Source organism: Streptomyces sp. NPDC008317, assembly GCF_042955955.1.
Lineage (GTDB): Bacteria > Actinomycetota > Actinomycetes > Streptomycetales > Streptomycetaceae > Actinacidiphila.
Map to the genome: position 1 here is coordinate 287753 of NZ_JBIBFQ010000002.1, position 14482 is coordinate 302234.

Sequence of the window (14482 nt, forward strand, 5' to 3'; positions counted from 1 at the left end):
CGGGACGAACTCTCAGTAGCGGTAGGGGTCGTACGGGTCGGCGTACTGCGGCTGCTGCTCCTGCTGCGGCGGTTGCTGCTGCTCGTACGGCGACTGGTACTGCTGCTGGGGGATGTACGGCTGCGCCTGCGGGTCGGGCTGCTGCTGGTACGGGTAGCCGTACGGGTCGCTGCCCAGCGGCTGTTGCTCCTGCTCCTGCTGACCGCCGTAGGTCTCGTACCGCGGCTGGGGCTGCGGATACGGGTACGGGTAGGGCTCGCCGCCGCCGGCCGGGGTGTCGTAGCCGTAGGGGGCGGGGGCGGGCTCCTGGTAGGCGCCCGGGTCGTAGCCGTACTCGTGGCCGCCCCAGCCGGACTGGTCGGAGCCGTCACCGGCGTAGGAGGCCGCCGCGGGCTGGGGTTCGCCGCCCCAGCCCGCATAGCCCTGCGCGCCGTACCCCTCGTAGCCGCCGCTGGTGTACGGGTCGGGGGTGTACGTCGACTGGCCGTCGTAGACCGGGTATTCGCCGCTGTCCTCGTGCATCGGGACCGGCTGGTAGATCTGGCCGGAGTCCAACGGCCGCCCGCCGCCGAACAGATCGGGCTCGTCCGCGTCGAGTTCGTCGCGCGGACCCGGCTGCCGGGCGGCGGCGAATTCCTCCGGGTACTCCTCCTCGACCGGGCTGACCTCCAGCACCGGCTCGGTCACCCCGCCCTTCCTGCGGCGGCGGCTGGAGCCGGGACGCCCGCCGAGCGCCCAGCCGGTGGAGAAGCCGCGCTTGTAGGAGAGCGTCACGAAGGACTGACCCGCGCCGAAGGCGAGCGCGCCGAGCACGATGATGATCACATTGCGCTGGGACACGCCGACGACCACGCCCAGGAACCCGGCGAAGGCCAGTACGCGATAGCGCAGCCGCGCCTTGTACTGGAGCAGTACCTCACCGAGCAGCCACAGCGCGACGATTCCGAAGGCGACGTACAGCACCGAGTAGCCCATGCGCCCACTTCCTTAACTGGACCGAGCCGACTGTACCGAGCCGGTCACGTCCGCTGGTGCAGACCGAGGTTCTCGTAGATCTCCAGCGACGCTGTCGAGTGGTTAAGAGTAATGAAGTGCAGCCCCGGAATGTCCTCCGCCATCAGACGGCGGCACATCTCGGTGGTGAACTCGATGCCGATCGCCCGGACCGCGACCGGGTCGTCCTGCACCGCGAGGATGCGTTCGGCCAGGTCGGAGGGGAAGGGGGCGTTGCCGAGCTGGGCGAAACGCTCGATCTGCCGGACGTTGGTGACCGGCATGACCTCGGGGATGATCGGGGTGCTGCACCCCGCCGCGTCGACCCGGTCGCGCAGCCGCAGGTAGTCCTCCGCGTCGAAGAACATCTGCGTGATGGCGAAGTCGGCGCCCGCGCGGCACTTGTCCAGGAAGTGCCGGGTGTCCTCGGCCGGGTCGGTGGAGCGCGGGTGCATCTCGGTGAACGCGGCCACGCCGACGCAGAAGTCGCCCGACTCCTTGATCAGCCGGACCAGTTCCGCCGCGTACGTCAGGCCCTCCGGGTGCGGCACCCACTCCGCGAGCGGGTCGCCCGGCGGGTCTCCGCGCACAGCCAGGATGTTGCGGATTCCGGCGTCCGCGTACTGACCGATGATGTTGCGCAGCTCCGCCACCGAGTGGTTCACGGCCGTGAGGTGCGCGCACGGGGTCAGCGTGGTGTCCGACACGATCCGGTCCGTGGCCCGCACCGTGCCCTCCCGCGAGGAGCCGCCCGCGCCGTAGGTCACCGACACGAACGTGGGGCCGACCGCCTCGATCCTGCGGATCGCGTTCCACAGCGTCCGCTCGCCCTTCTCCGTCCTCGGCGCGGCGAATTCGAACGAGTACGAGCGCTCGCCCCGCGCCAGGAGCTCACGGATCGTGATCGCCCGGTCTGTTCGCGTGGAAGGTGTCCCCAAAGCCATGCCTTGAAGGCTAGCCCCGGCTGGCCACCGTCCGTAACCGGACGGGGCGATATGACCTCGTACGTCCGTTTCCTGGCCACCGGCGGTCCACGGATTGGACACCGGGTGGGCTTGGCGCCCATGCCCGCGCCTTCCCCGGGGCGCGGCCCCGGGCGGTTCCTTTGCCAGGGGCGGCACGCCGGGTTTTCCGGGGGCGCGGGCCCGGGCGGTTTCTCTGCCGGGAGCGGCACGCCGGGTTTTTTAGGGGCGCGGGGAACTGCGCGCTCGGCCACGGCGGTGGCGCGCCTTTGAGAACCGGCCCCAGCGGGGCAGATGCTGTTGTTTCCGGGCTGACAGCCCGGTAGGGGGCTGGTCGCGCAGTTCCCCGCGCCCCTGAAAAGACCGGCCAGCCGCCCTGGCAGAAAGACCGCCTCGGGGCCGCGCCCCGAAAAGACCGGCTTGCCGCCTGCGGGAGAGGACCGTCCAGGGGCCGGGCCCCGGGAATGCTCACCGCCTAGGTGTCAGGCGAGGGCGGCGCGGAGGGCGGAGGCCGCACCGGCGGGATCGGCGGCCTCGGTGAGGGCGCGGACGACGACGACGCGGCGCGCACCGGCGGCGCGGACCTGGGCGATGTTGTCGAGGGAGATGCCGCCGATGGCGAACCAGGGCCGGTCGGTCGTGAGCCCGGCGGCGTGCCGGACGAGGTCGAGCCCCGGGGCGGGACGCCCCGGCTTGGTGGGCGTGGGCCAGACGGGCCCGGTGCAGAAGTAGTCGGCGCCGGGCTCCACGGCGGCGGCGTCCACCTCGGAAGCGGCATGGCAGGAGCGCCCGATCAGCACCTCGTCGCCGAGGATGGCGCGCGCGGCCGGGACCGGCAGGTCCCCCTGGCCGAGGTGCAGGACGTCGGCCCGGGCCGCGTGCGCCACGTCGGCGCGGTCGTTGACCGCGAGGAGCTTGCCGTGCCTGCGGCAGACCTCGGCGAGGACGGCGAGGGCCGCCAGTTCGGCCCCCGCCTCGATGCCCTTGTGCCGGAGCTGGATGACGTCCACCCCGCCGCTCAGTACCGCGTCCGCGAACTCGGCGAGGTCGCCGCGCTCGGTCCTGGCGTCGGTGCACAGATAGAGCCGGGCGGCGGCGAGCCGGTCACGGGCGGTGCCCACGGCGGTGGCGGCGGCGGTGGTCGTCATGCGGGCGGTTCCCCCTGAGGCGTACGGGTTACACGGCGAGCGCCTGCGCTCGGCGCTTCACCTCGGTCCCGCGATTCTCGCGCAGTGCCTGGGCGGGGGTGCCGGGGAGGCTCGGGTCGGGCGTGAAGAGCCATTCCAGCGCCTCATCGTCCGAGAACCCGTCGTCCTTGAGCACGGTGAGCGTGCCGGACAGGCCCTTGGTGATGGCGCCTTCGCCGACGAAGTCCGCGGGCACCATGAGCACCTTGTTCTCACCGCGGCGGACCGCGATGAGCTGGCCCTCCTTGATGAGGGGGCGAATCCGGGTGATGTCGAGTCCGAGCCGCTCCGCGACCTCGGGCAGCGTGAGCCACGAGGGGACGAGAGCGTCAATGTGTGCGTCAACCGACGAGAAAACAGTCACAGGACAAGGGTGCCACCCGCCGCCGACAACCGCTGCGGCACTGCGCCGTTAGCGGGACGCCCCGCTCAGCGCAGGACCGCCGACTTGAGCTGCACCGCCGGGTCGGCGGCGAGCGCCGGGTCCAGCACCGCCGCGCGGGCGACCAGCTTGCGGGCCTGCGCCAGGTCCCGCGGCCGGTCCACGGCCAGCAGCGCGGCCAGGGCGCCGCCGCGCAGCCAGCACACCGACCAGGACGGGCTCGCCGGGTCGCCGCGCAGCAGCATCGTGTCGGCGCCCGTGTGGTGCCCTGCGTACTGCACGAAGCGGCCGAACTGCTCGGACCAGAAGTACGGCACCGGGTCGTACGCCTCGTCGCCGCCGAGGACGTTGGCGGCGGCGGTCCGCGGGCCCTGCACGGCGTTGTCCCAGTGGTGGATGAGCAGCCGCTCGCCGTAGCGCGCGGACGGGAACGACGCGCAGTCGCCGACGGCGTACACGTCGGACGCGGTGGTGCGCAGCCGGTCGTCGGCGAGTACGGCGCCGTCCGGGCCGAGGCCGACGCCGGAACCGGCCAGCCAGCCGGTGGCGGGCCTGGCGCCGATGCCGACCACGACGGCCGCGGCGGGCAGCCGGGTGCCGTCGGCGAGCACCACGGCGCCGGGTTCGACCTCGGCGACGGGCGTGCCGGTGAGCAGCCGTACCCCGGCGTCGGCGTACCAGGCCCGCATGTGGCCGGTGATGGTGGCGGGCAGCGCGCCGGACAGCGGCCGGTCCGCGGCCTCCACGACGGTCACCTCGCAGCCCGCCTGCCGCGCCGCGGTGGCGAATTCGGCGCCGATCCAGCCCGCGCCGACCACCACGACGTCCTTGTGGGCGTCCAGCACCGGGCGCAGCGCCGCCGCGTCGTCCAGGGTGCGCAGCAGGTGGACGCCGGGCAGGCCCGCCGTGCCGGGCAGGGCCACGGGGTAGGCGCCGGTCGCGACGACGAGACGGCCGTAGCGCAGGCCGCCCTTGTCGGTGACGACCTCGTGGTCGCCTGGCCGCAGCCCCTGCGCCCGTACGCCCAGGCGCAGATCCACGTCCAGGGCGTCGAAGTCGACGTCGAAGCGGACGTCGGTGTCCTCGCCCGCCGTGCCGAGCAGGACCGCCTTCGACAGCGGCGGGCGGTCGTACGGAGGGTGCGGCTCGTCGCCGACCAGCACGATGCCGTCCCGCCAGCCCTGCTCGCGCAGGCAGACCGCCGTCTGCACCCCGGCCATCCCGGCCCCGACAATCACGACGTCGTTCACATGATTCACGGTAGTCGGTACGGGCCGCCGACGACGCCGGGCCACCCCCGGGCGGCGGGCGGGGATATGGTGTCGGGGCCAGAGAACACGCGGGAGCCCGGACGCACCGGGCTGAGAGGGCGGCTGGACGGCCGCCGACCGTACGAACCTGATCCGGGTCATTCCGGCGAAGGGAGGGCGGTATTCGATGGGTACACCTGAACCGGCGGCGCCGAGCGGACCGGCGGCTCCGACGGCCGCGCCGCGGAGTTCCCGCGCGGCGGCGTCGTACGACGTCCTGGTGGTGGGCGGCGGCATCATCGGCCTGGTCACCGCCTGGCGGGCGGCGCAGCGCGGCCTGCGGACCGCCGTGGCCGACCCGGACCCCGGCGGCGGCGCGGCGCGGGTGGCGGCGGGCATGCTGGCCGCGGTCACCGAATCGCAGTACGGCGAGCAGACGCTGCTGGACCTCAATCTGGCGTCGGCGCGCCGATACCCGGATTTCGTGGCCGAGTTGACCGAGGCGACCGGCCTCGACGTCGGCTTCCGCGCCTGCGGCACCCTGACCGTCGCGCTGGACGCCGACGACCGCGCGCACCTGCGCGATCTGCACGCCTTCCAGACCTCGCTGGGCCTGCCCTCGGAGTGGCTGAGCGGCCGGGACTGCCGCCGCCTCGAACCGCTGCTCGCCCCCGGTGTCCGCGGCGGACTGCGGGTGGACGGCGACCACCAGGTCGACCCGCGCCGTCTCGCCACGGCGCTGCTGCGGGCCGCGGAGCTGGCCGGTGTGGTCCTGCACCGCTCGGCGGTGGCCCGCGTCGAGATCTCGGGCGGCCGGGCCGTCGGCGCGCTGCTCGACGACGGTACGGCGGTCACGGCCGGTCGTACGGTGCTGGCCGCGGGCAGCGACAGCGGCCGGATCGCGGGCGTGCCCGAGGCCGCGCTGCCGCCGGTACGGCCGGTGAAGGGGCAGATCCTGCGGCTGCGCATCCCGCCGGGCCACGCGCCGTTCCTGTCCCGTACGGTCCGGGCGGTGGTACGCGGCAGCCATGTGTACCTGGTGCCGCGCGAGAACGGGGAGCTGGTACTCGGCGCGACCAGCGAGGAATTGGGCTGGGACACCACGGTGACCGCGGGCGGGGTCTACGAACTCCTGCGGGACGCGCACGAGTTGGTGCCCGGCATCACCGAACTGCCGCTCACCGAGACCCTGGCGGGCCTGCGGCCGGGGTCCCCGGACAACGCCCCGCTCCTCGGCCGCGGCGCGCTGGACGGCCTGCTGCTGGCCACCGGCCACCACCGCAACGGCGTGCTGCTCACCCCGATCACCGGCGACATCATGGCGGAGGCGCTGGTCACGGACGAACTGCCCGCGTACGCGCGGCCGTTCGCCGCCTCCCGGTTCGCGGCCGTCCCGGTGCCCGTCTTCCCCGTATCCGGTCCCCCGGCCGCCGCCGCGCGTGAGGAGCAGACCGTATGACGATCACGGTCCTGGTGAACGGCGAGCGCCGCTCCCTGCCCGCGCCCCTCGCCCTCGACGCCCTGGTGGCCGACCTCACCCCGGCCGCCTCCGGCGTGGCCGCCGCCCTCAACGAGACGGTCGTCCCGCGCACCCGGTGGGCGGCGACGCCGCTGTCCGACGGTGACCGCGTGGAAATCCTCACCGCCGTGCAGGGGGGCTGAGGGATGACGACTTCCGCTGTCGACGTCAGCGACCCGTTGCGGATCGGGGACGCCGTCTTCTCCTCGCGGCTGATCATGGGGACCGGCGGGGCGCCGAGCCTGGAGGTGCTGGAACAGGCGCTGCTCGCGTCCGGTACGGAGCTGACCACCGTCGCCATGCGGCGGCTCGACCCCACGACGAAGGGGCCGGTGCTGTCGGTGCTGCGGCGGCACGGCATCCGTGTGCTGCCCAACACCGCCGGGTGCTTCACGGCCGGTGAGGCCGTGCTGACCGCGCGGCTGGCGCGTGAGGCCCTCGGCACCGACTGGGTGAAGCTGGAAGTCATCGCGGACGAGCGGACGTTGCTGCCCGATCCGGTCGAACTCCTCGACGCCGCCGAGACGTTGGTGGACGACGGCTTCACGGTGCTGCCGTACACCAGCGACGATCCGGTGCTGGCGCGGAAGCTGGAGGATGTGGGGTGCGCGGCGATCATGCCGCTCGGGTCGCCGATCGGGTCGGGGCTCGGAATCCGCAACCCGCACAATTTTCAACTCATCACCGAGCGGGCCGGTGTTCCCGTCGTCCTCGACGCCGGGGCGGGGACGGCGTCCGACGCCGCGCTCGCCATGGAACTCGGGTGCGCCGCCGTCATGCTGGCCTCGGCCGTCACGCGGGCGCGGCAGCCGGTTCTCATGGCCGAGGGCATGCGTCACGCCGTTTCGGCCGGGCGCCTGGCCTTTCGTGCCGGGCGTATCCCCCGCCGCCACTTCGCCCTCCCCTCCTCCCCGCCCGAAGGTCTCCCCTCCCTCGACCCCGAACGCCCCGCCTTCTAGGCCCCGGGGCCCCGCGTCCACCGCGCACAGGACGTGCCCACTGCGACCCTTGAAGGATCGGGCCGCCGCCCTCCGTGAAGGGCCGTACAGGGGCGGAGCCCCGGGGAAGGGCGCCGACCCGGGCAGGGGGACGGGAGGTCACGGAAGCGTTGCGGCACGCAACAGGTGGGGTACAGACCGGGCGCGCAGCGCCGTTCGGGGCATTCCGGCCTCGTAGAATCGGCGATCGTGGACACGACCGTGCAGGACCCGCTCGTCGGGCAGACGCTCGACCGCCGTTACCGGGTCGAGGCGCGCATCGCTGTCGGGGGGATGGCCACGGTGTACAGGGCCGTGGACACCCGCCTCGACCGGGTGCTCGCGCTCAAGGTGATGCACCCGGCCCTGGCGACCGACACCGGCTTCGTCGAGCGCTTCATCCGCGAGGCCAAAGCCGTGGCGAAGCTGGCGCACCCGAATGTCGTCGGGATGTTCGACCAGGGCGCCGACGGCACCTACGTGTATCTGGCCATGGAGTACGTGGCCGGCTGCACGCTGCGCGACGTGGTGCGCGAGCGCGGGGCGCTCCAGCCGCGGGCGGCGCTGGACATCATGGAGCCGGTGCTGGCGGCGCTCGGCGCCGCGCACCGCGCGGGCCTGGTCCACCGCGACATGAAGCCGGAGAATGTGCTGATCGGGGACGACGGCCGCGTGAAGGTCGCCGACTTCGGCCTGGTCAGGGCGGTGGACACTCAGACCAGCGCGTCGACCGGCTCGCTGCTGGGCACCGTCTCGTACCTCGCCCCCGAGCAGATCGGGCACGGCGTGGTCGACCAGCGCACGGATGTGTACGCGTGCGGGGTCGTGCTGTACGAGACGCTGACCGGCCGCAAGCCGTACGACGGGACGACGCCCGCGCAGGTGATGTTCCAGCACCTCAACGAGGACGTGCCCGCCCCGTCCTCGGTCGTCGCCGGTCTGGCACCCGCGCTGGACGCCCTGGTGGCGCGGGCCGCCTGCCGTGACCCGCGGGGCAGGCCCGCGGACGCCGTGGACCTGCTGGCCGAGGTGCGCGACGTGCGGGCGGCGCTGACCCCGGCGCAGCTGGACCGCGAGCCCGCGGACACCATCGGCGAGATGAGCGGCGCCGGGTCCGAGGACCCGACCAGCGTCGTCCACCGCTATCCGTCGGCGGCCTTCGCGTCGGAGCCGATGCCCGCGTCCGCGCCGCCGGTACCGGCGGCGGCCGACAGCGGCGAGCTGAACCGTACGAGCAGGCTGCTGTTGCCGCCCCCGCCGCCCGAGGAGCCGCCCGCGGGTCCTCGGCAGCCGCGGCGGCGGGGCCGCGGGGACGGTGCGCCGCGGCGGCGCGGGCCGCTGGCGGTGGTGCTGGCGCTGCTGGTGCTGCTCGGGGTCGGCGCGGGCGTCTGGTACATCAGCGACGGGCAGTTCACGAAGGTGCCCGCGGTGCTGGCGCTGTCGCAGGCCGACGCGGAGAAGAAGCTGGACGCGGCGGGGCTGCGCGCGAAGGTGACGCGGGACTTCTCGATCACGGTGCCGCGCGGCAAGGTGATCTCGACGGATCCGGGTCCCGGCAAGCGCGTCCGGGACAACGGCACGGTGACGCTGAAGGTCTCCAAGGGCCCGCAGCAGGTCCAGGTGCCCGACGTCCGGGGCAAGCCGCTGGAGACCGCGCGCAAGGAGCTGAAGGACGCGGGTCTGACGCCCGGCACGGTGGCCCGGGAGTTCAGCGAGGACGTGCCCCGCGGTCAGGTCGTCTCCACCGACCCCGCCGGCGGCATCCGCCGGGCGCCCGACACCCCGGTGGCGATCAAGGTGTCGCGCGGGGCTCCGGTCGACGTGCCGGACGTGATCGGCGACTCGGTCACCGACGCGCAGCAGCAGCTCGAGGACGCGGGTCTGAAGGTCGTCCTGGCGCCGGACAAGGTGTTCTCCGACGTCGCGGACAAGGACCAGGTCGCGCTGGCGTCCCCGGAGGTGGGGACGCAGGTCGGCACCGGCGACACGGTGACGATCACCGTGTCCAAGGGCCAGCAGCAGTTCGACGTGCCGGGCGTGACGGGCAAGAAGAAGGACGAGGCCAAGCAGATCCTCCAGGACGCGGGCTTCGACGTCCGGGTGATCACCGTGTTCTTCGGCGACACCGTCTTCAGCCAGTCCCCCGACGGCGGCGGGCAGGCGCCCAAGGGCGCGACGATCACCATCTGGGTGCGCTGATGCGCGTGGTGACGGACGCGCCGACGGGTGCGGCGGGCTGATGCGGTCGCGCAATCCGGTGGGCAGCCATGTGCCGGTGGCCGGCGGGCTGGCCACCGTGGGGCTGGGGTACGCGGAGCGGATCGGCGCGGAGACCGTCCAGGTCTTCGCGGCCAATCCGCGCGGCTGGGCGACTCCGCCCGGCAGCCCTGTCCAGGACGAGGAGTTCCGGACGCGCTGCGCGGAGCTGGACCTGCCCGCGTACGTGCACGCGCCGTATCTGATCAACTTCGGCTCGCACACCGAGGCGACGGTGGACCGCTCGGTGGAGTCGCTGCGGCACTCGCTGCGCCGGGCGCGGGCGATCGGCGCGCTGGGCGTGGTGGTGCACACCGGCTCGGCGACCGGCGGCAGGACCCGCGAGGTGGCGCTGGCGCAGGTGCGCGAGCGGGTACGGCCGCTGCTGGACGAGCTGACGCACGACGACGACCCGTGGCTGCTGCTGGAACCGACGGCGGGGCAGGGCTCCTCGCTGTGCTCGCTGGTCGCGGACCTGGCCCCGTACATGGCGGCGCTCGACCGGCATCCCCGGCTCGGGGTGTGCCTGGACACCTGTCACGCCTTCGCGGCGGGGCACGACATGGCGGCGCCCGGCGGGATGACGGCGATGCTGGACGAGCTGGCGGCGACGGCGGGCGAGGGGCGGCTGCGGCTGGTGCACGCCAACGGCAGCAAGGACGTGTGCGGGGGGCGCAAGGACCGGCACGCGAACATCGACGCGGGCCATCTGGGCGCGGAGCCGTTCCGTGAGCTGCTGCGGCACCCGGCGACGGAGGGCGTGCCGCTGGTCATCGAGACGCCGGGCGGCCCCGAGGGGCACGCGTCGGACGTGAAGCTGCTGAAGGAGCTGCGCGGATAGGGGCTGTTCCCGCCCCCTCAGGAATACCCCCAGGGGGTATGTGGTTGTGCTGACCGCAAGGCACCGCACGCACTTCCTGAGGACGGGGACATCCCATGGCGTACGAGCACACGGCCCACGACCACGCGGCGCACGATCAGGCAGCTCATGGCCAGGCAACTCACGACCCCGCGGCCCACGACCACGCGGCGCACGCGCACCACGGCGGCAGCGGCGGCGGGGCGGGCTGGCGGACGGCCGCCCAGGCGACCCTGCACTGCCTCACCGGCTGCGCCATCGGCGAGGTCCTCGGCATGCTGATCGGCACGGCGCTCGGCTGGGACAACGTGCGGACGATGCTGCTGGCGATCGTGCTCGCCTTCGTCTTCGGCTACTCGCTCACCATGCGCGGCGTGCTGCGCGCGGGCCTGGACCCGCGCTCGGCGCTGCGGGTGGCGCTCGCCGCCGACACCGTGTCGATCATCTTCATGGAGCTGGCCGACAACGGCACGATCCTGGTCTTCCCCGGCGCCATGGACGCGACCTTGGCCGACGCCCTGTTCTGGGTGAGCCTGGCGCTCTCCTTCGTGGTGGCCTTCGCCGTCACGACCCCGGTCAACAAGTGGCTGATCGGGCGGGGCAAGGGCCACGCGGTGGTGCACCAGTACCACCACTGAGCCGCTACAGCTCGGGCCCGTCGCCCGGCTCCTCCTGGTACGAGTAGCGCTGCTCGTTCCAGGGGTCACCGAGGTTGTGATAGCCGCGCTCCTCCCAGAAGCCGCGGCGGTCCGCCGTCATGTACTCCACCCCGCGGACCCATTTGGGGCCCTTCCAGGCGTAGAGGCCGGGGACGACGAGGCGGACCGGAAATCCGTGTTCCGCAGTGAGGGGTTCGCCGCCCTTATGGGTCGCGAATATCGACTTGTCGTCGATGAAGTCCTCGATCCGCAGATTCGAGCTGAATCCGTATTCGGCCCACACCATCACATGCGTGACGTCGTCGGCGGGCGGCGCCAGTTTCAGCACGGTATCGGTGGAAACCCCGCCCCATTCGATGCCGAGCATCGAGAACTTCGTGACGCAGTGGAAGTCGGCGACGACCGTGGCATACGGCAGCGCGGAGAACTCCTCGTGGTTCCAGCAGGTCTTGTCGTTGTCGGCGGTCGCGCCGAAGACCCGGAACTCCCAGCGGTCCGCCGTGAAACGGGGTACGGGGCCGTAGTGCGTGACCGGCCAGCCCCGCTGGATCCGCTGCCCCGGAGGAAGCTCCCCCGTCTGGCGTTCGGACTGACCCATGTCTCCATGGTGACAGACGGGGCGTGATGCTTCCGACCGGGCGGGGTCTTTCCGGGCAAGCCGGGCCCCGGAACGTAAGCCTGCACTTACTGGATCAGATGCCTGAGCAGTGCGAAGATGCGCGGAACCTGACAGCCCGATCGGAAGGACGGCGTTGCCATGCAGGGCGACCCCGAGGTCATCGAGTTCCTCAACGAACAGTTGACCGCTGAGCTGACCGCGATCAACCAGTACTTCCTGCACGCGAAGATGCAGGAGAACTTCGGCTGGACGAAGCTCGCGAAGTACACCCGGTCGGAGTCGTTCGACGAGATGAAGCACGCGGAGATCCTGACCGACAGGATTCTCTTCCTCGACGGGCTGCCGAACTACCAGCGGCTCTTCCATGTCCGGGTGGGCCAGACGGTCACCGAGATGTTCCAGGCCGACCGCCAGGTCGAGGTCGAGGCGATCGACCGCCTGCGGCGCGGCATCGAGGTCATGCGCGCCAAGGGCGACATCACCTCGGCGAACATCTTCGAGTCGATCCTGGAGGACGAGGAGCACCACATCGACTACCTCGACACCCAGCTCGAACTGGTCGAGAAGCTGGGCGAGCCGCTGTACATCGCGCAGCTCATCGAGCAGCCGGAATCCTGACGGACGGTCCCGCCGGCCGGCGCGCCGCGGTCCCGTAGCCGCGCTTCGCGGCCCCGGTCAGGCCGCCTGCGCGGCGGCGGGCGGCTCGTTGGCGCCGGGCACGGCGATCCGCTCGGCGCGGGCCGCCGCCGGGACGTCCGGCTCGACCCGTGCCGCGGCCGGCTGCTCCGCGCCGCGGGCGTCCGCGAGCATCGCCGCGAGGCGCTGGGTGCGGGTGGTGGCCGGGGCGGCGCCGCGGCCGAGGAGGCCCTGGATGCGCTTGACGCAGGAGCCGCAGTCGGTGCCCGCCTTGCAGGCGGAGGCGATCTGGCGCGGGGTGCAGCGGCCGTCGTCGGCGTGCTGCTTGACCTGCTGCTCGGTGATGCCGAAGCAGGAGCAGACGTACACGCGGTCACCGCCGATCAGGGCCCAGGAGTGCCTCAGGAGCTGAGGTTACCCTTACCTTACCCGGCGCCCCTGGTCAGGAAAAGCGCCGAGGGGCGCGGATCGGTGTGATCCGCGCCCCTCTGGACGAAACGGCCGGTGGGGCCGCCGCGCGCTACTGCCCGCGGTACATCTCGGCCACGAGGAAGGCCAGGTCCAGCGACTGGCTGCGGTTGAGCCGCGGGTCGCAGGCCGTCTCGTACCGCTGGTGCAGGTCGTCGACGAAGATCTCGTCGCCGCCGCCGACGCACTCGGTGACGTCGTCACCGGTCAGCTCGACGTGGATGCCGCCCGGGTGCGTACCGAGGGCGTGGTGCACCTCGAAGAAGCCCTTGACCTCGTCGAGCACGTCGTCGAAGCGCCGGGTCTTGTGGCCGGAGGCCGCCTCGAAGGTGTTGCCGTGCATCGGGTCGGAGACCCAGGCGACCTGCGCGCCGGACGCGGTGACCTTCTCCACCAGCGTCGGCAGCTTGTCGCGCACCTTGTCGGCGCCCATCCGCACGATGAAGGTCAGCCGCCCCGGCTCGCGCTCCGGGTCGAGGCGCTCGATGTAGGAGAGCGCCTCCTCCGGGCTGGTGCCGGGACCGAGCTTGATGCCGATCGGGTTGCTGATCCGGGACGCGAACTCGATGTGCGCCCCGTCGAGCTGCCGGGTCCGCTCGCCGATCCACACCATGTGGCCCGACACGTCGTACAGCCGGCCGGTCCGCGAGTCGGTACGGGTCAGCGCGGTCTCGTAGTCGAGCAGCAGCGCCTCGTGGGAGGCGTAGAACTCGACCGTGCGGAACTCGGCCGGGTCGGTGCCGCAGGCGGCCATGAAATTCAGCGCGTTGTCGATCTCGCGGGCCAGCGCCTCGTAACGCTGCCCGGACGGCGAGGACTTGACGAAGTCCTGGTTCCACGCGTGCACCTGGCGCAGGTCGGCGTAACCGCCGGTGGTGAAGGCGCGCACGAGGTTCAGCGTGGACGCGGACGCGTGGTACATCCGCTTGAGCCGCTCGGGGTCCGGGATGCGGGCCTCTGGGGTGAAGTCGAAGCCGTTGACCGAGTCGCCGCGGTAGGTCGGCAGGGTCACGCCGTCGCGGGTCTCGGTCGGCTTGGAGCGCGGCTTGCTGTACTGCCCGGCGATCCTGCCGACCTTGACCACCGGCACGGACGCCGCGTAGGTGAGCACCGCTCCCATCTGGAGCAGCGTCTTGAGCTTGTTGCGGATCTGGTCCGCGCCGACGGCGTCGAACGCCTCCGCGCAGTCACCGCCCTGGAGCAGGAACGCCTCACCCTTGGCCACAGCCGCCAGGCGACTGCGCAACTGGTCGCACTCCCCCGCGAAGACGAGCGGCGGATACGAGGCGAGGTCGGCGATCACATCGCGCAGAGCCTCGGAGTCGGGCCACTCAGGCTGCTGCGCCGCGGGAAGAGAATGCCAGGTGTTGTCACCGGCGTGGATATCTGCGTTCACGGTCACGGGCCCAACATTACGGGGTCGTGTCACGTGCTTATGGCCCCGCTCAGGAAGTGAGACGGACCCGGTGGCCACCATCGGTCGAAAACGGAGGCGAAAGGTCCGGCGGGCGACACGGACCCGGTCCACTCCTGCCCCTTCCGTGACTGCTAATGTCTGGCCGCCTAGGCCCGTCGGGCTGATTGCACGAGCGGTCCAGCAGCCGAAGGGGCCCGTTCGCGATCCGCCGGACCGGCCTCAGGGCCGGTGACCGCCAAACCCCGCGGTCATCAAGGGGAGGGCGCGCGACTCGCGTGCCGGAATAGCCGAGGGCTGC

General features: G+C 72.4%; 15 protein-coding genes and 1 riboswitch. Of the genes, 7 read left to right on the plus strand and 8 right to left on the minus strand.

What is annotated here, in order from left to right; translation table 11 throughout:
* Positions 1–12 precede the first annotated feature (12 nt).
* The 5 genes from ACFY9V_RS06345 to ACFY9V_RS06365 form a co-directional block, all read right to left on the minus strand.
* Positions 13–975, minus strand: a complete 963-nt coding sequence (locus tag ACFY9V_RS06345; RefSeq protein WP_391159781.1) for a hypothetical protein — start codon at positions 973–975, stop codon at positions 13–15.
* Between the two features lie 44 nt (positions 976–1019).
* Positions 1020–1937, minus strand: a complete 918-nt coding sequence (metF, locus tag ACFY9V_RS06350; RefSeq protein ID WP_355334163.1) for a methylenetetrahydrofolate reductase [NAD(P)H] — start codon at positions 1935–1937, stop codon at positions 1020–1022.
* A 500-nt stretch (positions 1938–2437) separates the two neighbouring features.
* Entirely contained in the window at positions 2438–3103 is a 666-nt protein-coding gene (gene thiE / locus ACFY9V_RS06355) for a thiamine phosphate synthase (protein WP_391159783.1), read from the minus strand.
* Positions 3104–3131: 28 nt separating this feature from the next.
* Positions 3132–3506 carry an Rv2175c family DNA-binding protein gene (locus ACFY9V_RS06360; RefSeq protein WP_355334168.1) on the minus strand — a complete coding sequence of 125 codons (375 nt, stop codon included), beginning with the start codon at positions 3504–3506 and terminating at the stop codon, positions 3132–3134.
* A 65-nt stretch (positions 3507–3571) separates the two neighbouring features.
* Positions 3572–4744 carry an FAD-dependent oxidoreductase gene (locus ACFY9V_RS06365; protein ID WP_391160578.1) on the minus strand — a complete coding sequence of 391 codons (1173 nt, stop codon included), beginning with the start codon at positions 4742–4744 and terminating at the stop codon, positions 3572–3574.
* A 109-nt stretch (positions 4745–4853) separates the two neighbouring features.
* Positions 4854–4966: riboswitch (TPP riboswitch) on the plus strand.
* Here ACFY9V_RS06365 and thiO point away from each other — a divergent pair.
* From thiO to ACFY9V_RS06395, 6 genes are all read left to right on the plus strand, one after another.
* The gene (gene thiO / locus ACFY9V_RS06370) at positions 4962–6233 is read left to right on the plus strand and encodes a glycine oxidase ThiO (protein WP_391043936.1); all 1272 of its coding nucleotides are present in this window, start codon (positions 4962–4964) and stop codon (positions 6231–6233) included. Its footprint overlaps the riboswitch before it by 5 nt.
* A complete protein-coding gene (gene thiS / locus ACFY9V_RS06375) occupies positions 6230–6436 on the plus strand; it encodes a sulfur carrier protein ThiS (RefSeq protein WP_188284340.1) in 207 nt (68 codons plus the stop codon). The genes thiO and thiS overlap by 4 nt, the downstream gene beginning before the upstream one ends.
* Before the next feature lie 3 nt (positions 6437–6439).
* Complete coding sequence (locus tag ACFY9V_RS06380) at positions 6440–7252, plus strand: thiazole synthase (protein WP_391159786.1); 813 nt, start codon at positions 6440–6442, stop codon at positions 7250–7252.
* Positions 7253–7480: 228 nt separating this feature from the next.
* Positions 7481–9469: a Stk1 family PASTA domain-containing Ser/Thr kinase gene (pknB, locus tag ACFY9V_RS06385; RefSeq protein WP_391159787.1), complete on the plus strand. Its 1989-nt coding sequence runs from the start codon at positions 7481–7483 to the stop codon at positions 9467–9469.
* A gap of 40 nt (positions 9470–9509) precedes the next feature.
* A complete protein-coding gene (locus ACFY9V_RS06390; protein ID WP_391159789.1) occupies positions 9510–10367 on the plus strand; it encodes a deoxyribonuclease IV in 858 nt (285 codons plus the stop codon).
* A 95-nt stretch (positions 10368–10462) separates the two neighbouring features.
* Positions 10463–11023: a DUF4396 domain-containing protein gene (locus tag ACFY9V_RS06395; RefSeq protein WP_391159791.1), complete on the plus strand. Its 561-nt coding sequence runs from the start codon at positions 10463–10465 to the stop codon at positions 11021–11023.
* A gap of 4 nt (positions 11024–11027) precedes the next feature.
* On the opposite strand, the gene ACFY9V_RS06400 is transcribed toward ACFY9V_RS06395, so the two are convergent.
* Positions 11028–11642, minus strand: coding sequence for a sulfite oxidase-like oxidoreductase (locus ACFY9V_RS06400; RefSeq protein WP_355334188.1), 615 nt, complete (start codon positions 11640–11642; stop codon positions 11028–11030).
* Positions 11643–11801: 159 nt separating this feature from the next.
* Between ACFY9V_RS06400 and bfr the strand changes: the two genes are divergently transcribed.
* Positions 11802–12281, plus strand: coding sequence for a bacterioferritin (gene bfr / locus ACFY9V_RS06405; protein WP_188284346.1), 480 nt, complete (start codon positions 11802–11804; stop codon positions 12279–12281).
* Between the two features lie 57 nt (positions 12282–12338).
* Here the strand turns inward: bfr and ACFY9V_RS06410 are convergent, their stop codons facing one another.
* Entirely contained in the window at positions 12339–12668 is a 330-nt protein-coding gene (locus ACFY9V_RS06410; protein ID WP_391159792.1) for a (2Fe-2S)-binding protein, read from the minus strand.
* Positions 12669–12819: 151 nt separating this feature from the next.
* Positions 12820–14169, minus strand: a complete 1350-nt coding sequence (locus ACFY9V_RS06415) for a class II 3-deoxy-7-phosphoheptulonate synthase (protein WP_355334194.1) — start codon at positions 14167–14169, stop codon at positions 12820–12822.
* Between the last annotated feature and the right edge of the window lie 313 nt (positions 14170–14482).